The 17,202-nt window shown below is 68.5% G+C and carries 18 protein-coding genes; 4 read left to right on the top strand and 14 right to left on the bottom strand.

What is annotated here, in order from left to right; all coding sequences use genetic code 11:
- Together AC1RRF_RS13615 and AC1RRF_RS13610 are read left to right on the top strand one after the other, a co-directional pair.
- Nucleotides 1–417: OmpA family protein (locus AC1RRF_RS13615; protein WP_492835399.1), on the top strand; the 417-nt coding region annotated here is incomplete at its 5' end.
- Nucleotides 418–569: 152 nt separating this feature from the next.
- Nucleotides 570–1,874: a UDP-glucose dehydrogenase family protein gene (locus tag AC1RRF_RS13610; protein WP_492835397.1), complete on the top strand. Its 1,305-nt coding sequence runs from the start codon at nt 570–572 to the stop codon at nt 1,872–1,874.
- Here AC1RRF_RS13610 and AC1RRF_RS13605 read toward each other — a convergent pair.
- Complete coding sequence (locus AC1RRF_RS13605; RefSeq protein WP_492835395.1) at nt 1,871–2,410, bottom strand: PadR family transcriptional regulator; 540 nt, start codon at nt 2,408–2,410, stop codon at nt 1,871–1,873. The two genes, AC1RRF_RS13610 and AC1RRF_RS13605, sit on opposite strands and share 4 nt — an antisense overlap.
- Before the next feature lie 98 nt (nt 2,411–2,508).
- Here AC1RRF_RS13605 and AC1RRF_RS13600 point away from each other — a divergent pair, with 98 nt between their 5' ends.
- Nucleotides 2,509–2,919, top strand: coding sequence for a DUF6194 family protein (locus tag AC1RRF_RS13600; protein ID WP_492835393.1), 411 nt, complete (start codon nt 2,509–2,511; stop codon nt 2,917–2,919).
- 23 nt (nt 2,920–2,942) lie between these two features.
- Here AC1RRF_RS13600 and AC1RRF_RS13595 read toward each other — a convergent pair whose 3' ends face one another.
- The gene (locus AC1RRF_RS13595) at nt 2,943–3,113 is read right to left on the bottom strand and encodes a hypothetical protein (protein ID WP_492835391.1); all 171 of its coding nucleotides are present in this window, start codon (nt 3,111–3,113) and stop codon (nt 2,943–2,945) included.
- Between the two features lie 185 nt (nt 3,114–3,298).
- Nucleotides 3,299–3,973: a YiaD family glycine zipper/OmpA-like lipoprotein gene (locus tag AC1RRF_RS13590; protein WP_492835389.1), complete on the bottom strand. Its 675-nt coding sequence runs from the start codon at nt 3,971–3,973 to the stop codon at nt 3,299–3,301.
- Nucleotides 3,974–4,201: 228 nt separating this feature from the next.
- Between AC1RRF_RS13590 and AC1RRF_RS13585 the strand changes: the two genes are divergently transcribed.
- The gene (locus AC1RRF_RS13585) at nt 4,202–5,113 is read left to right on the top strand and encodes an isopenicillin N synthase family dioxygenase (protein WP_492835415.1); all 912 of its coding nucleotides are present in this window, start codon (nt 4,202–4,204) and stop codon (nt 5,111–5,113) included.
- A 79-nt stretch (nt 5,114–5,192) separates the two neighbouring features.
- On the opposite strand, the gene AC1RRF_RS13580 is transcribed toward AC1RRF_RS13585, so the two are convergent.
- The 11 genes from AC1RRF_RS13580 to AC1RRF_RS13530 form a co-directional block, all read right to left on the bottom strand.
- On the bottom strand, nt 5,193–7,184 hold the full coding sequence (locus AC1RRF_RS13580; RefSeq protein ID WP_492835387.1) for a ubiquitin-activating E1 FCCH domain-containing protein: 1,992 nt from the start codon (nt 7,182–7,184) through the stop codon (nt 5,193–5,195).
- 137 nt (nt 7,185–7,321) lie between these two features.
- Nucleotides 7,322–9,223: a M2 family metallopeptidase gene (locus tag AC1RRF_RS13575; protein WP_492835385.1), complete on the bottom strand. Its 1,902-nt coding sequence runs from the start codon at nt 9,221–9,223 to the stop codon at nt 7,322–7,324.
- An 86-nt stretch (nt 9,224–9,309) separates the two neighbouring features.
- Nucleotides 9,310–10,017, bottom strand: a complete 708-nt coding sequence (gene mtgA / locus AC1RRF_RS13570; protein ID WP_492835383.1) for a monofunctional biosynthetic peptidoglycan transglycosylase — start codon at nt 10,015–10,017, stop codon at nt 9,310–9,312.
- 39 nt (nt 10,018–10,056) lie between these two features.
- On the bottom strand, nt 10,057–11,676 hold the full coding sequence (locus tag AC1RRF_RS13565) for a TadG family pilus assembly protein (RefSeq protein ID WP_492835381.1): 1,620 nt from the start codon (nt 11,674–11,676) through the stop codon (nt 10,057–10,059).
- Complete coding sequence (locus AC1RRF_RS13560; RefSeq protein ID WP_492835379.1) at nt 11,673–12,092, bottom strand: TadE/TadG family type IV pilus assembly protein; 420 nt, start codon at nt 12,090–12,092, stop codon at nt 11,673–11,675. Before AC1RRF_RS13560 ends, AC1RRF_RS13565 begins: the two co-directional genes overlap by 4 nt.
- A 368-nt stretch (nt 12,093–12,460) precedes the next feature.
- Nucleotides 12,461–13,426: a WD40 repeat domain-containing protein gene (locus AC1RRF_RS13555; protein WP_492835377.1), complete on the bottom strand. Its 966-nt coding sequence runs from the start codon at nt 13,424–13,426 to the stop codon at nt 12,461–12,463.
- The gene (locus tag AC1RRF_RS13550) at nt 13,423–13,641 is read right to left on the bottom strand and encodes a DUF2093 domain-containing protein (RefSeq protein WP_492835375.1); all 219 of its coding nucleotides are present in this window, start codon (nt 13,639–13,641) and stop codon (nt 13,423–13,425) included. Before AC1RRF_RS13550 ends, AC1RRF_RS13555 begins: the two co-directional genes overlap by 4 nt.
- Nucleotides 13,638–14,339 carry an SDR family NAD(P)-dependent oxidoreductase gene (locus AC1RRF_RS13545; protein ID WP_492835373.1) on the bottom strand — a complete coding sequence of 234 codons (702 nt, stop codon included), beginning with the start codon at nt 14,337–14,339 and terminating at the stop codon, nt 13,638–13,640. The genes AC1RRF_RS13550 and AC1RRF_RS13545 overlap by 4 nt, the downstream gene beginning before the upstream one ends.
- Complete coding sequence (locus AC1RRF_RS13540) at nt 14,327–15,442, bottom strand: CobW family GTP-binding protein (RefSeq protein WP_492835371.1); 1,116 nt, start codon at nt 15,440–15,442, stop codon at nt 14,327–14,329. Before AC1RRF_RS13540 ends, AC1RRF_RS13545 begins: the two co-directional genes overlap by 13 nt.
- 41 nt (nt 15,443–15,483) lie before the next feature.
- Entirely contained in the window at nt 15,484–16,440 is a 957-nt protein-coding gene (locus AC1RRF_RS13535) for a cation diffusion facilitator family transporter (protein ID WP_492835369.1), read from the bottom strand.
- Nucleotides 16,441–16,526: 86 nt separating this feature from the next.
- Nucleotides 16,527–17,186: a hypothetical protein gene (locus AC1RRF_RS13530; protein WP_492835367.1), complete on the bottom strand. Its 660-nt coding sequence runs from the start codon at nt 17,184–17,186 to the stop codon at nt 16,527–16,529.
- Nucleotides 17,187–17,202 lie beyond the last annotated feature (16 nt).

Genomic DNA, 17,202 nt, shown 5'->3' with positions numbered 1-17,202 from the left:
CCCCCGCCGCCGCCGCCCCCGCCGCCTCCGCCCCCGCCGCCTCCCCCGCCGCCGCCTCCGCCGCGCCCGGTGGTTCCGGCTGACCGCGAGTTCATCGTGTACTTCGACTGGGATCGTTCGGACCTCACGGCCGAAGCCCAATCGGTGGTCACGCAAGCCGCCAACTACGCCAAGTCGGGTCGTCCGACGCGCATCCTGATCGTCGGTCACGCCGACACCTCGGGTTCCGCGGCGTACAACATCGGCCTGTCGAACCGCCGTGCGCGCACCGTGGCTGACGCCCTGGTCGCCTCGGGCGTCAACGGCGGCGTGATCTCGCTGGACGGCAAGGGTGAAACCCAGCTGGCCCGCCCGACCGCCGACGGCGTTCGCGAGCCGCTGAACCGTCGCGCCACCATCGGCATCAACTTCCGCTAAAAACGGAAGTCGCCGACAAGGCCTGACTACAGAGCCGCCGGTCCTCATCAGAGGGCCGGCGGTTTTGCTTTGTCCGGCGCCTCGACGGCCGGGGTGGTCAAAGGCGCGCCTGATCGCTATCTCCACGGCCTGTCTGAACGGGGTGGACCCACATGCGCGTGGCGATGATCGGAACCGGCTATGTGGGCCTGGTGTCAGGGGCCTGTTTCGCCGACTTCGGCCATGACGTGACCTGCGTCGACAAGGACCAGTCCAAGATCGACCGCCTGGAGAAGGGGGAGATCCCGATCTTCGAGCCCGGCCTGGACGATCTGGTCGCCTCCAACGTACGCGGCGGCCGCCTGTCCTTCGCCCTGGACGGGGCAGAGGCGATCCGCGGCGCCGACGCCGTCTTCATCGCCGTGGGCACGCCGTCGCGCCGCGGCGACGGCCACGCCGACCTGTCCTACGTCTACGCCGCCGCCGAGGAGATCGCCGGCCTGATCGAGGGCTTCACCGTCGTGGTGACCAAGTCGACCGTCCCGGTCGGCACCGGCGACGAGATCGAACGCATCATTCGCGAACGCCGCCCCGACGCCGAGTTCGCCGTGGTCTCCAATCCGGAGTTCCTGCGCGAGGGCGCCGCCATCGAGGACTTCAAGCGCCCCGACCGTGTGGTCGTCGGCACCGAGGACGAGCGCGCCCAGGCCGTGATGCGCGAGCTGTACCGTCCGCTGAATCTGAACGAGACGCCGATCCTGTTCACCGGCCGCCGCACGTCCGAGCTGATCAAGTATGCGGCCAACGCCTTCCTGGCGATGAAGATCACCTTCATCAACGAGATGGCGGACCTGTGCGAGGCCGTCGGCGCCGATGTGCAGCAGGTCGCGCGCGGCATCGGCCTGGACAAGCGGATCGGTTCGAAATTCCTGCACGCCGGCCCCGGCTACGGCGGCTCCTGCTTCCCCAAGGACACCCTGGCCCTGGTCCGCACCGCAGTGGACGCCGGCACGCCGGTGCGCTTGATCGAGACCACGGTCGAGGTCAACGACGCGCGCAAGAAGGCCATGGCCGGCCGCGTCTCTGCCGCCATGGACGGCGACCTGAAGGGCAAGACCGTCGCCCTGCTGGGCGTGACCTTCAAGCCGAACACCGACGACATGCGCGACGCCCCCTCGCTGGACGTGGCGCCGGCCCTGATGGCCTTGGGCGCGACGGTTCAGGCCTTCGATCCCGAGGGCATGCACGAGGCCTCCAAGCTGCTGGACGGCGTGGTGTTCAAGGACGGCCCCTACGATGCCGTCGAGGGCGCGGACGTGGTGGTGATCCTGACCGAGTGGGACCAGTTCCGGGCGCTCGATCTGGACCGGGTCAAGCTGCTGCTGCGCCAGCCGGTGATGGTGGACCTGCGCAATGTCTACCGTCCCGACGACATGCGCGCGCGCGGTTTCCGCTACACCTCGATCGGTCGGGCCTAGCCGGGGCGCGCGCCTCCCACGTCGTCCCGGATCCGTCCCACCGAGCGCGCCACCGCGTCCAGATAGCCGCTCCAGAGGTCGAGCAGATCGGCCGTGCGGGGCGCCTCCGCCTCCCGCGGCGTCGCGGCGGCCAGACGCTCCAGGTGCGCGTGGTTGGCCGCCAGGCGGTCGTGCAGCGTCGACAGAAGCGCGCGGGCGCGGTCGGGCGGCAGTTCGTCCAGGAAGGCGATGCCGGCGCTCAGCTGCGTCAGCTCGAAACTGCCCAGCGCCTCTTCCAGAAGGGTGAAGAACTCGGCCTCTCCGGCCGGGGTCAAGGAGAAGGCGATCCGGTCCGCGCCCCGCGCTCCGGCCTCGGCGTCGCCGGCCAGCAGCTTGCCCTCTTTCTGCAGTTGTCCGACCGCGTGATAGATCGAGCCTGACCGCACATTGGTCCAGGTCTCGACGCGCCAGTCATCCAGCTGACGCCGCACCGCATAGCCATGGGCGGAGCCCAGGCGCCGGATCGCTCCCAGAACCAGCAGCCGCACTGAACTCATCGGAGCCTCCCATTCCGCACGCGGGCCAATTTGACCAAGTTTGACTAAACGTGCTTTCTTGAGTTTAGCCAAGATTGATCAAAAACAGGAGCCCCGCCATGCCCGTATCGCTCGACGCCGTCCGACGCGACATCCTCGCGTTCGGATCCGACCTCCACGTCGACACGACCACGCCCGATCTGTTCTTCTTCAGGGGCGCCGAGCGACGCATGCCCTTCGCCACGATCATCACCCGCGACACGGACTACGACGACGTGTCGCGGCTCGATGCTGATGGAGCCTTCCGCCTCAACATCGGGCTCACCCGGGAGACGTTCGCGAGCCTGTTCCCTGACCACGCCACGCGCCAGGCCTTGGAAACCGCCGACTTCGACTACGCCGTCCGCGACGTCCTCTTGCCGCATCCTGTCTATGGCCGAATGCACTGGGTTTGCGCCGTCAGTCCCGATGCCTGTTATGCGCAATGCCGCGACCTGCTGGACCAGGCCTATGAGCGGGCGCGGCGGTAGGTCTGACGGCGACGGGTTTCGCTTTACCGGGAGACGGTGCGGACCAGCTGGGCCTGGGCCTCGGCGATTGGATCGGGGCGAGGCAGGAGCACGCGGCCGGCGCCGATGACGACCGTCGCCGACAGCACCGCGGCGATCACCGCGATGGTGGCCAGCCTGAGGCCGTCCGCGAATTCCTGATGGTCCGGACGCAATCGTTTCCCCGAGTCGAACGTGCTGTTCGTATCGAGCATTCGCGCGCCGGCTTCGCAAGTCACGGAACGGTGTGAGGTTTGAAAAAAGAAGGGGCGGAGCCTGTCGGCCCCACCCCTCTTCTGCTTGTCGCTATCGCTCGGCCTACGAAGCCTCGCCGCTTGAGCGAGGCGCCGCTTGCACCGGATCAGCCGCGGAACGGGCGGATCAGGATTTCGACGCGGCGGTTCTGGGCCTTGCCCTCCTGGGTGGCGTTGGAGGCGATCGGCTGGCTCTCGCCGCGGCCGTCGACGTACAGGCGGTCAGCCAGGACGCCGCGATCCACCAGGTAGCGGGCCACCGAGGAGGCGCGCTGGCGCGAGAGGTTCAGGTTGTAGTCGTCCGCGCCGTCCGAGTCCGCGTGGCCGACGATGTCGATGAGCGACTGGTCGTAGCGGTCGAGCACCGCGGCCACGTCGTCCAGGGTCGCATAGAAGCGCGAGTTGATGGACGACTGGTTCGACGCGAAGGTCACGTCCGACGGCATGCGCAGGACCAGGTTGTCGCCCTGGCGCGCCACGCCGACGCCGGAGCCGGACAGTTCGGCTTCCAGTTCGCGCTGCTGGCGATCCATGTACTGGCCGACGGCCGCGCCGCCCAGGGCGCCGATGCCGGCCCCGATCAGGGCGTTCTTGCGGCCTTCCTCGGAGTTGGAGGTGTTGGTCAGATAGCCCAGCAGGGCGCCGCCCAGGGCGCCGGCGATCACCCCGGTGCCGGTGTTGTTGCGGCGCGGGGTCGAGCTGTACGGGTCGGTGGTGGTGCAGGCGGCGGCGCCCAGCAGGGCGGCGATGCTCACGCCGGTGACGAAGAGTTTGGCGCGCATGATGGATCCTTTCGATCGTAGGGGTTCTGGCCCTGAAACGCGGCCTTACTGTCAAGGTTCCTATATGTACCGGTGCTGAACAGATCCGGCAGAGCTTTTTGCAGGGGCGCCCACGCTTTGCCAAGGTCGTGCCGCAGGGCGTATGGAAATCGCCAGACTGACGACAAGGGTTCAGACGTGACCGAAACCGCCCCCGCCGCCCAGACCCGCGCCCTCGAGCCGGTGTCGATGAAATTGTACGATCAGGACTTCCAGGCCTTCGCCGACAAGCTGGGCCGGTCGTTCAAGCGCTACGGCTTCGCCGTCATCTCCGACCACGGCCTGGACGAGACGGTGATCGAGGCGGCCCTCGACGACGCCAAGGCCTTCTTCGCCCTGCCCGAAGACGTGAAGCGCCAATACCACCAACCGGGGACCGGCGGCGCGCGCGGCCTGACCCCGTTCGGCGTCGAGGCCGCCAAGGGCGCCGCCACCGTCGACCTGAAGGAGTTCTGGCACGTCGGCCGGGAGCTGCCGGAGGGGCACCCCTACCGCAAATACATGCGCGACAATGTCTGGCCGACCGAGGTCGAGGGCTTCAAGGACCATCTGTACGGCATGTTCAGCGCCATGGACGTCCTGGGCGCCAAGGTGCTGCGCGGCATCGCCCGCTATCTGGAGCTCGGCGACGACTTCTTCGCGGACAAGGTCCAGCTGGGCAATTCGATCCTGCGCATGCTGCACTATCCGCCGGTCGCCGCGGGCGCCTCGGGCGTGCGCGCCGGCGCCCACGAGGACATCAACGTCATCACCCTGCTGCTGGGCGCCGAGGAGCGCGGCCTGCAGCTGAAGGACGCCGACGGCGAATGGCTGGAAGTCGCGCCGCCGCCCGGGGCCCTGGTGGTCAACATCGGCGACATGCTGCAGCGCCTGACCAACCACGTCCTGCCGTCGACCAGCCACCGGGTGATCAACCCGGCGCCGGAGCGGGCCAGCTTCGCGCGCTATTCGACGCCCTTCTTCCTGCACTTCAATCCGGACTTCATGATCGAGACCCTGCCGTCCACGATCACGCCGGAGAACCCTGACCGCTATGCCGGACAGCCGCTGATGGCCGAGGACTTCCTGACCCAGCGGCTCAAGGAAATCCGGCTGATCTGAGGGCGGCGCCCAGGCGCGAACCGAGGCCCCGGGGCAGGGACAGTGAAGGGGCGGGACGCGCGGGCGTCCCGCCCTTTTCCTATTTGGAAATCCGCAGCTGGCTGATGCTCCGGCCGATCGCGGCGAAGGCCGTGATCAGCGAGGAGCCGTTCTGCGGCAGGTAGACGTAGTCCGGGCTGGTGGCGCAGGCCTGCATGACCTCGGTGGCCGTATCGACCGTACCGGGCGTCCTGTCCGGCGTGCCCGCGATGTCGAAGCCCACGGTGTAGATGATGATGTTCTGCGCCTTCATGGCGTTGCACATGTTCACCGACTGCTGGAAGGGGCTGCCGTTGTTGGAGTCGTGGTTGATCCAGCGGTCGTTCGAGCCGCCGCCGGCGCCCGAGTCCCGCGCCCGCACGCCGTTGTAGTAGACCGCGTTGAACTCGCCGTCGGTCATGATGATCACGACCTTCAGCAGGTTCGGCGTGCCGTAGGGGTCGGGGGTGCTTTCGGTCGGGAAGATGGAGGCGAAGGTCGGCGAGACCATGTACCAACCCCAGCCGACGCCGATCTGGCCGGCGGTGCCGCCCTCGGCCTTGTAGGCGTTGATGCGGCTATGCAGCGTGTCGCGGTTGGTGGTCAGCGGCGTGAAGGTGGTGGTCATGCAGCCGCCCTGGCCGACGTTGGTCGTTCCGACATAGGAGAAGGCGACCTTGGCCGTCGACGGAGAGGCGTCGGTGTAGGCGTTGGAGCCCACCCGCTCGCTGACGCAGCTGGAGGCCGCAAAGATCCGCAGATCGTTCTCGTTGTTCGTGAACAGGAAGTTGGCGCAGCCGTACTCCAGGCACTGCACCGTGCCGCCCGAGGTGTAGTTGGACAGCGTCGTGTTGGGGCCGACCATGTTGTTGATCGAGAAGGTCGTGTCCGTCTGCTTCGTGATGGTTTGGTAGAAGGGGGGCGAGTTGCCGTTGGGGATGATGTTGTTCTGGGTGTTCAGCTGGGTCATGCCGCCGACGCTCAGCATGCGGACGTCCTCGCCCGTGGCCAGGCCGTGGTTGTTCGACGTGACCACCACCTCGCAGGTCGAGACCAGGCAACGCCGGGCGATGCCGCTGCTGGCCGTATAGGTCTGGTAGCCCGTGGTGTTGATGGCCGCCCCGGCGAGGGTCTGCAGGGAGAAGGTGTTGTCGCTGATCTTGACCACCTTGTAGGACCGGCCGTTCAGGTAGGAGGCCAGGTCGGTCTGGCCCGAGTTGTTCTCGTCGGTCACGCCGCTGATCCAGACGAAATCGCCCGTGGAGTAGCCGTGGCTGTTGGCGGTGAAGACCCCCGGGCTGGCCTTGGTCATGGCGGTGAGGGTCTTCTGGCTGTTGGCCACCATCCAGGCCGCGCCGGTGATGTTGGTCGCCCCGCGCGCGGCTCCGCGCACGTCGTTCAGATAGCTGCCCGCGTTGACGCCCATGGAATAGGGCACCAGCGCCATGCGGGTCTTGTTGATGCTCTGGTTGTCCTGGACCACCAGGTCGACCAGGTCGTTCGCCGCCTCCTGCAGGTCGGACAGGCGATTGCCCTCCATCGAACCGGTGATGTCCAGCACCAGCGACACCTCGATGTCCTTGGTCGCGCGGTTGACCTCGGAGTGGGCGCCCACCTGGATATAGTCATCCATGAACTTGCCGTAGGGCGGCAGGAAGATGTTGGCGACCAGGGTCTTCACATCGACCTTGGAGCTGGCGACCACGATCTGGGCGTTGTTCAGCACGAAGGTGGTGTCGGCCTCGCGCAGGGTGATGTTCGGATAGGCCTTCAGATTGGCCTTCAGGGCGGCCAGGCCGACGCGCTGGATGTTGACGTCGTCGGAGTAGGGCGAGCGGGCGGCGGCCAGGGTGGCGGCGTCCAGGGCGTCCTGCAGGTTCACCCGCACGGTCGAGGCGCGGTGGATGTCGACGCCGCCGACGGTCATCAGGACCAGCACCGGCATGCTGAGGCCGAAGATCATGGCCACGTTGCCGCGTGTCTCGGACGCCATGCGGCGAACAAGGTTGCACGCGCCACGGGCGATCCCGCCGATCCAGTGTCCGATAGCCATCGTCATCCCGGTGCTCGCCGCAGGCACAGGGCGCCGACGGTCATTCGGCGGAACATGACGGAGTTCGGTTAAGGGAAGGCCTAACGGCGAGGGTTAACCCGGCGGTGAGGAACCGCCGGGCTTTCGGGCGTCAGGGGTCAGGCGTCCCAGCCGCAGTTCTTGCCGCGGTTTTGCTGGGTCAGCCAGGTGTTCAGCGGCGCGAAATAGTCGGCCACCGCCGAGGCGTCGTTGCCGGTCTCGCCGGTGAAGGCCCGCATGGCTTCCGGCCACGGCCGCGACTGGCCCATCTCCAGCATGGCGTTGAAGCGCTCGCCGACTTCCTTGTTTCCGTAGATCGAGCAGCGGTGCAGCGGGCCCTGCCAGCCCGCCTGCTTGCAGGCCGCGCGCTGGAACTGGAACTGGTAGATGTGGGCCAGGAAGTAGCGGGTGTAGGGGGTGTTGCCCGGGATGTGGTATTTGGCGCCCGGATCGAAGGCGTTGGCCGGGCGCGGTCCCGGCGGCACCAGGCCCTGGTACTTCAGCATGTCGGCCGACCAGGCGCTGTTGTACTCCGCCGGGCTGGTCTCGCCCGAGAAGACGTCCCAGCGCCAGCGGTCGACCATCAGGCCGAACGGCAGGAAGGCGATCTTGTCCAGCGCCATCTTGAGCAGGAAGGGGATGTCCTCCGCCTCGCCCGGCACGGTCTGCAACAGGCCGATCTGGTTCAGATAGGTCGGCGTCAGGGCCGACAGGCCGATGAAGTCGCCGATGGCCTCGTGGAAGCCGTCGTTCGCCCCGTTCTTGAACAGGAAGGGCTGATCCTTGTAGGCGCGCTGATAGTAGTTGTGCCCCAGCTCGTGGTGGACGGTGTAGAAGTCGTCGCCGTTCACCTGGGTGCACATCTTGATGCGGATGTCGTCGGCGTTGTCCAGGTCCCAGGCCGAAGCGTGGCAGACCACTTCGCGGTCACGCGGCCGGGTGATCATCGACCGCTCCCAGAAGGTCTGGGGCAGAGGATCCAGGCCCAGGGAGGTGTAGAAGCCCTCGCCGGTGCGGACCATGCGGGTGGCGTCGTACTGAGCGTTGGTCAGCAGCGCGTCCAGGCTGTAGCTCGAGGCTCCACCGGTGGTCGGGGCCACCACGTCGTAGATATTGCCCCACTGCTGCGACCACATATTGCCCAGCAGGTCGGCGCGGATCGGGCCGTGATCGGGCTGGACGGCGTCGCCGTACTTGGCGTTCAGGCGGCCGCGCACATAGCAGTGCAGGTTCACATAGAAGGGCTTCACCTGTTCCCACAGGCGGTCGGTCTCGGCGGCGAAGGCGTCCGGGTCCATGTCATAGCCCGCGCGCCACATGGCGCCGGTGTCGGCGAAGCCCAGCTCGCGGCTGCCCTCGTTGGCGATCTCGACCATGCGGGCGTAGTCGCCGGCCATGACCGGCGAGACGGTGCGCCAGCCTTCGTACAGGGCCTTGGTCTCGTTGGGATCGCGACTCTCGGCGATCAGGGTGGTGGCGTCGTCCAGGGTGATCTCGCGGCCCTTGAACTCGAATTTGCCGGTCGCATAGGTCGAGTCGAGGCGGGTGGTGATGTCGGCCAGTTCGCTGGCCGCGCCCGCGCGGCTGGGAGCGGGCAGGACGATGCCCAGGCGCAGCAGGTTCAGCTTGCGGCGGACATCGGCGGGAACCTGGACGTCGTTGAAGGCGGCGGCCTGATTGGCCAGCTCGACCTGGGTCTCGGTGACCTCGGCGTTGATGCGGCTCTCCAGCCACATGGTGTCGTAGGTGATGTTGGTGGCGCGGGTCCACTGGATGCGCGCGGCCTCTTCGCTCAGTGCGGCCAAGCGCTTTTCGGCCTCAGCGACGAAGGTCGCCGCCCCTTCGGCGGTGACCGGCAGCTGTGTGGAGGTCAGGGTGGCTCGCTCGGCTGCGGCGACCGCTCCATCGATGGCAGCCTCGTTGCGGGTCGCGACGTCGTCGGCGTGGCCCAGACCCGCGCAGGCGGCCAGGCCCAGCGCGAGCGCACAGACGGCGGTCGCGGTCATCAGGGTACGCTTCATAGGCTCCTCCTCGCGGCCTCCCGCCGCTGATTTGGCGACAAGGGACGCGCGCCGGCCGATGGCGTCAAGCGGTCAACAGCGCGGATCTAGCGAAGGACGCAGCTCGCCAGGCCGTCGTTGCGGACCGTGCCCATGGCCGCCTGGACCCGCGAGGCGCGCCGGCGGACATAGGGGCCGGGCGCCGCCGCCTTGTAACGGCGCGGGCTCGGCAGGATGGCGGCCAGGCGGGCGGCCTCGCGGGCGGTCAGATCCCTGGCGCTTTTGCCGTACCAATGCCGCGCGGCGGCCTCGGCGCCGTAGATCCCTGGTCCCCATTCGGCGACGTTCAGATAGACCTCCATGATCCGGCGCTTGCCCCAGGTGGTCTCGATCAGGACGGTGTAGCCGGCCTCGAGCCCCTTTCGGATCCAGTCCCGGCCCGGCCATAGAAAGACGTTCTTGGCGGTCTGCTGGCTGATGGTGGAGCCGCCGCGGATGCGTCCGCTGCCGCGCTTTTCGGCCCGGGCGTTGGTCTGCAGGGCCTTTTCGATCGCCTTCATGTCGAAGCCGGCGTGGGTGCAGAAGGTGGCGTCCTCCGAGGCGATCACCGCCTCGACCAGACGGGGCGAGATGTCGTCCAGCGAGCGCCAGCGGTAGTCGCGGCCGGCGCCCTCGAACAGGCGGGTGGTCATCAGCCAAGTCTGGGGCGGCGGCACGAAGCGGTACAGGGCCACGCCGCCGACCAGCACCACGGTCAGCGTCAGGACGACGGTCAGGATCGGCCGTCGGGTCTTCGGTTTGGGAGCCCCCGTCATGCGCCGATGTTGGGCGGCTCGTCGGACGGGCGCAAGAGGTCAGGCGGCGAGGGTCGGCGGCGAACCCTTGGTGCCGCATTCCAGGCCCGCGGCGCGCACGTCGGCCTCGCCGATCCCGGCGCCGACCAGCTTGAGAATCTCCTCCAGCACGGCGTCCAGGGGGGCGGCGATTCCGGCCAGGATGTCGCGCAGGGTCGCGGGCAGTCCCGGCAGGGAGATGCCCAGCAGCCCCAGCACCTGGATGTCCAGCTGGGCGTTGGCCACCAGGCTGGTCAGGGTCGAGCCGAGGATGCCCTTGGCCCCGATGGTCTGGGCCTTCAGGCTGTTGATGTCGGCGCGGGTGAAACGCAGGCGGGTGTCGCCGGAATCGCCGACGTTGATGCGGGCGGCGGCGCGGACCTTCAGGACGGCGGTGTCCAGTATGGCGGCGGGCGACAGGGCGGCGTCGCGGGAGAAGTCGGACAGCTTGGACGATTCGATCTCGCCCAGGGCGACGCTGGCGATGCCGGAGCGGGCGGTGACGTCGAAACTGTCCTCGCGGCAGTTGATGGAGGTCAGGGCCGCCTTGCCGCTGGCCACCTCGGCGAAGACCGGCAGGTGGACCCGGCCGAGGCCGAGCAGGTTGGCGGTGGTCACGTCCACATGCAGCCGGACCTGGGCGGTGCGCACCACGGTGGTGCCGTCGCGCGCCACGGTCAGCCAGGGGGATTTCTGCTCGCGTTCCCCGACGGCCAGGCGGACCTTGGCGGTGACGGGGCCGTCGACGTCGGCGTTCAGCTCGATGGTCTGCGGCCCGGACGCCTCGCCGAGGGCGGCGTTGAGCAGGTCCCAGACCGGGACCTTGGCGTTGATGTCGCCCTTCAGTCCCGGCGCGACCTTGATCAGGGAGCCCAGGCGCAGATTGCGGTCCGGGCCGGTGCCCAGCGTGGCCGAAATGCTCTTCAGCGCGATGCTGGTCTGGCCGGTGGTGGCCTTGGCCATGGCGTCGACCAGCTGGCGGGTCGAGAGGTTGCGGGTCAGCAGGTTTTCGCGGTCGTCGGCGGAGAGGGTGCGGCCCAGGTCGTCCAGCAGGTCATCGACGTCCAGGCTGGAGGCCAGCATGTTGTCATAGGCCAGGGCGGTCAGCTTGATCTCGCGCCCGATCAGCTGGGACAGGATGGCGTTGGCGATCGGCGGGTCCAGGGTCAGCAGGCGCGAGCCGATGGAGAAGGCGGCGGCGTCGCGCGCCGGGCGGATGGCCACGGCGGTCTTCTGCACCCGCACCGACCCGATGCCGAGCACCGAGCCGAAGAACAGGGGCACGTCTTCCCGCAGCACGACGCGAACGGCGTCAGGGATGGGCCCTTGGGGATTGAAGCGGTCGGCCACGGCCACGCTGGCCTTGGCCTGATATTCGCCCAGGGCGACCTGTTCGATGCGCGCGCCCGACTGCTTCAGGCTCAGCACGCGGCGCACGGTGCTCTCGGCGGTGGTCAGGTCGCCGGCGGCGGAGACGGCGGCGGTGTCAGCCAGTCCCTGCAGGGCGCGGGCGCGGAATTGAACAGAGGCGGCGTCCACCGTGGCGGCGGTGGCCGTGATGACGAGTACGGCGAGCAGCACCGACAGGGCGCCGACTCCGCCCCGCTGGTCGCGGCGCAGGCGTTTGAGGAAACCGGTCATCCTGCAGCCTCCGGAATGACGACCACGGCGTCGCGGGTGACGGCCCGGTCGGGCATCGGAATGATCCGCGACAGGTCGTAGTCAGGCAGGGTCGTGGTGACGGACACGGCGTAGAGGTCTCCGTCGCGCCAGGCGCGCCAGGTTCGGGTCGCGCCTTTCTCCAGCGGCACGCGCGCCACGGCGCCGGTCATCAGGCCGGTGACGATGGTCTGGCGCTCGGTGTCGTCCAGTCCCGCCACGGCGGCGCGGGCCCCGTCGCTGGCCAGGTTCTGGGTCTGGGACGCGACCGTGAACCAGCGGCTGTAGAAGATGCCGCCGGCGACGAGGGCGAGCAGGACCGGGGCGAGTATGGCGAACTCCACCGCGGCTCCACCGCGGCGGTTGCGCATGAGCGTGAGGATTACCGGGCGCGACATGGGGGCGCCTTTCCGGCGCCGGATGTGGAGTTGAGAATGGTGTCGGCCATAGTCCGCCGGGTCTTCGGACATTCGGCCATCGAAACGATGCGCCATTCTTCGGGCGAGAGGTCCGCCATCGATACCGGCTTGGGCCGCGTGCGCTGGGGCGCCTCGGTGCGGGGCGGGACCTCTAGTCCCAGGAAGCCAGGAATGGGTTTGGCGTGCGACATGATCACAACCTAACGCCACAATGGCTAATACACCCTAAACGGGTAGGTGGTAATTTATACGCGTAAAAATGGTCGTTTCACCCTAGTAGAAGTACGCATCGGAAATGATGCTTCAAAAACGTCGGGATTCCGGATCATTTCATCCCTGAGGGATATTCAGGTGTCGGCGACGCCCGCGCCGCCGTCCTCGTCGGCCCAGGCGATACGCCGGGCGTCGGGGCTCATGGCCAGGGCCACGATCGGGGCGCCCTTCTCGGCCTTGAGGAAGTTCAGGCCCTGACCGGCGGGATCGGCCAGCCAGACGCGGCCGTCGTTCAGCCCGGCGGCCAGCAGGCCGGCCTTCGGCGTCGACGCGACCAGGGTGACCAGGCTGCTTTCGTCGAAACCGATCTCGGTGGCCTCGCGCCCCATCGGGCCGTTGGCGCCGACGAAGGGCCACAGCACGGCGCCCTGCGCGCCGGAGGTAGCCATCAGCTGGCCGTTGGACAGGAAGCTGACCGACTTCACCTTGCCGGGGTAGCCGCCCATGCGCAGGTTCTTCTGGTCCTTGATCCGCCAGCCGTGCAGCTGATTGTCCTGCATGGCGGTGACCACGAAGGCGCCGTCCGGCGAGAAGGCCACGCCGGTGTGCGACCCGGCCCACTTCAGCAGGGTCGGCTTCTGGTCGGCGATGCGGGCGAACCACAGCGCCGCGCCGCCGTAGGTGGAGGTCGCGATACGGCGACCCTTGGGCTCGAAGGCCACGCCCGAGACGGTGCGCTCATGGACAAAGTCGCGCCGGAAGGCGGCGTCCTTGGCGTCGATCACCGACAGGGTCTTGCCCGCCGAGAAGGCGATCAGCCCGCTCTCGGCCGAGGCGGCGATGGAATCGATCCATGCGCCCTTGGCGGTGGCCAGCAGGCCGGCCTCGCCCTTGCGGTGCCAGATCACCCGACCGTCGTCGCCGCCGGTCAGGACGCCCTCGCCCGAGGGGTGGGCGCAGGCGCACAGCACCGCGCCGTCGTGGGCGATGCTGAAGGCGCCGTCCTCGAACCGCACCGCGCCGTCGCCCAGGGCGAAGACCGCGCCGTCCTTCTCGAACAGGACGGCGGTGGGCTGGGCATCGAACTGGAAGGGGGTCATGTCTCGGCCTTGTGGGTCTCGACCCACCGGCGGGTCATGAACTCCGCCGAGGCGTATGCCTCCTGCAGCGCCACGTTCCAATAGGTCAGGGCGTCCAGCGGGATCGCCGCGCCCGAGACCGCGCAGCGCACGAAGTCGCCGGGCCGCACCACCTCGAAGTCGGGGGTGCCGTAGTGCAGGACGGCTTCGCGGTGCGGGGCGGGGGGCGGGTTCACCAGGGCAGTTCCTCGCCATTCCAGCGGAGGAAGCGGTTCAGCCCGGAGCCGGCGTGGGCCTCGACCTGGTCGGCGATGCCCTTCGCGCTCGTGCGCACGTCGATATCTGCTCCCGGACCGCCCATGTCCGTCTTCACCCAACCGGGATGGATCGACAGCACGGTCAGGCCCCGACGGCGGCCCGGGCTGGCCCACAGGGCGCGGGCCAGCATGTTCTGCGCGGCCTTGGAGGCCCGATACAGGTCGTATCCGCTCTCCTCCGTGTCCGCGATCGATCCCATGCGGGAGGACATGAAGGCGATCACGCCGGCGTCCTCGCGCACCCGGTCGACCAGCGCCCAGGCCAGCCGGATCGGGCCGAAGGCGTTGGTCTGCATGACCTGCGCCATCCAGTCGGAGTCCGAGCCCTTGTCGTGGGCCGAGCCGATGATCCCGGCGTTCAGGAGCAGCAGATCGATCGGGCCCCCCACGGCGCCGGACAAGCGCGCGATGTCAGCGTCCGAGGTGACATCGACGCGATGCACGGTCAGGCGGCCATCGGCTCTCAAGGTTTTCACCGCCGCCTCGCCGGCGTCGTCCCGAACGGTGGCGATCACCGTCCAGCCGCGGCCCAGGTATTCGCGTACGAGGCCCAGCCCCAGACCCCGCGACGCGCCGACGATCAGCGCCGTCTTGGGCTCTGTGATTAAGCCGCGCATGCCTCGAACCCGGCCTTCAGCGCCGCCTCGTCCAGATCGCGGCCGATGAAGACGGCGCGCGACCAGCGGCGTTCCTTGTCGCCCCACGGCTTCTGCAGGTCACCCTCCAGGATCATGTGCACGGCCTGGAAGACCAGACGGCGATCCTCGCCGGCCACCTCGATGATGCCCTTGGCGCGCAGGATGTTCTGGCCCTGCTCGCCCAGCAGCCTGTCCAGCCAGGCCGTGAACTTCTGGCCGTCCATCGGGCGGTCCAGCGACAGGGCGATGCCCTTGATGTCGTCCTCGTGGGCATGACCGCGCGGACCGTGGTGGTGGTCGTGCCCATGATCGTGGCCGTGATCATGGTCATGGTGGTGATGATCGTGGTCGTGGTCATGGCCGCAGTGGTCGTCGTGCACATGGCCGTCGGCGCCGTGCGGCGGATTGACGAAGTCGGGGCGGACCTCGGTGATCCGGTCCAGATCGAAACCGTGCACGCCCAGCACCTGATCCAGCGGCACATTGGCCCGCTCGGTGCGGGTGATCGGGGCCAGGGGATTGAGCGCGCGCAGACGGCGCTCGACCTCGTTGAGTTCGTCGGCGGTGACCAGATCGACCTTGTTCAGGATGATGCGGTCGGCGAAGGCGACCTGCTCGCGGGCTTCCTTGGAGTCGTCCAGGCGCGCCATCACGTGCTTGGCGTCGACCAGGGCGGTGACGCTGTCGAGGGTGGTCTTGGCCTTGACGTCCTCATCGACGAAGAAGGTCTGGGCCACCGGGCCGGGGTCGGCCAGGCCAGTGGTCTCGACGATGATGGCGTCGAAGGCGGGGGCGCCCGGCTTCTGGCGCTTCATCAGGCCGGAGACGACGCGGATCAGGTCGCCGCGCACCGTGCAGCAGACGCAGCCGTTGTTCATTTCGAACACGTCCTCGTCGGCGCCGACCACCAGGTCGTTGTCGATGCCGATCTCGCCGAACTCATTGACGATGACGGCGTAGCGCTTGCCGTGATCCTCGGTGAGGATGCGGTTCAGCAGGGTGGTCTTGCCGGCGCCGAGATAGCCGGTGAGGACGGTGACGGGGATCTTGGCGTTTGCGGTGGCGGAAGCGGTGTCGGTCATGGGCCGCTAGATGGCGGTTGAGGCGCCGGAAGGGAAGGGGCTCAGCAGTCCGGACAATCCGGCAGCGCCCCGCTCTCCAGCTGAAGCGTCGTGTGGCTGATCCCGAAGCCGGTGCGCGCCAGGGTCTGGGCCTCGGCCAGCAGGACGTCGGCGTCGGCGCGTTCGTGAACCAGGTGGGCGGTCAGGGCGGTGTCGGTGGTCGACAGCCCCCAGATGTGCAGGTCGTGCACGGCGCGGACGCCGGGCAGGGCCAGGAAGGCGGCGCGGACGGCGTTGACGTCGACGCTTCGCGGCGCGGCGTCCAGGGCCAGGTTCACCGAGTCCTTCAGCAGGCCCCAGGTGCCGAGCAGGATCACCACCACGATGGCGATGCTGACCAGGGGATCGACGATCGACCAGCCGGTCAGCAGGATCACGCCCCCGGCGATGACCACGCCGATGGAGACCGCCGCGTCGGCCATCATGTGCAGATAGGCGCCGCGGACGTTCAGGTCCTTGTGCTGGTCCTTCATGAACAGCAGGGCGGTGCCCAGGTTGATCACGAAGCCGATGCCCGCGACGATCATGATGGTGACCGAGCCCACCGGGGCCGGTTCGGCCAGGCGGCGCACGGCCTCGAAGGCTATGGCCCCGCAGGCGAAGATCAGCAGCAGGGCGTTGAACAGGGCGGCCAGCACCGTGGCCTTGCCGTAGCCGTAGGTCTTCTGTGATCCGCCCGCGCGGCGCGCCAGCCAGGCGGCGCCCCCGGCCATGGCCAGGCCCAGCACGTCCGACAGATTGTGCCCGGCGTCGGCCATCAGGGCGGTCGAGCCGCTGATGATCCCGGCGCCGAACTCCACGGCCACGAAGGCCAGGTTGACGATCAGGCCGGCGGCGTAGCGCCAGTCGCCGGTGTCGACCGGGCCGTGATGGTGGCCCCCGGGGCCATGACTATGCGCATGCCCGTGGTCGTGGGCGTGATCGGAATGATCGTGCGTGTGGTCGTGTCCGTGCGCCATGCGGCGTCCTTAGGCTCCGTCGCGCGAGCGGTCAATGCGGTGATCTACTAAGTTATTGATTGTAAATGTATAACCTCTCACCAGCGTCAGTGCTGGTGAAAGACGACCAGCAGGCCGATGACGATCAGGGCGATCCCCAGGACGGCGCCCTCGTAACGGGCCCAGCGTTCCAGCCGCAGCACCGACCAGCCCGCGCGGGCCAGCAGGGTGAAGACCGCCATCCCCGCCACCGTCCCCGCCGCGAAGGCCAGGGTCAGGGCGGCCAGCACCAGCAGGCCCTCGGTGGCCTGCGACAGATAGATGGGCAGCAGGACCTCGCCGGGCGACACGGCCATCATGGCCACCAGGCCCCAGAAGGCGGCGGCGTGCGACACCGTGGGCTCCGGCAGGTCCATCTCCGGACCGCCGGCCAGCCGGGGGTGGCGCAAGGTGGCGCGAGCCAGGTAGAAGGCGCCGAACAGGAACAGCAGCACCGCCGAGATGTGCGGCAGCAGGCCCGAGATCCACTGGTCGAGCGCCAGCCCGGCCATGACGATCAGGCTGCCGAACAGGGCGGTGGTGACGATGTGGGCCAGACCCGCGGCGCCGACCGCGCCGAGCACGCGCGGCAGGTTCCAGCGCTGCGCCCGGCCGACCAGCACGAAGGGCAGCCAGTGCGTGGGCAGGGCCGCGTGCAGGAAGGCCGTGGCGAAGCCGGTCCCCAGCAGGGACAGCAGGATGGGTTGCTCAAGATCGGACGGCGACATTGCCTGCCCTGTAGCG

It is taken from the genome of Brevundimonas sp. GW821-FHT12C05, assembly GCF_058807475.1.
The sequence above is the reverse complement of the archived record's forward strand: the minus strand, read 5'-3'. Positions and strand labels throughout refer to the sequence as shown.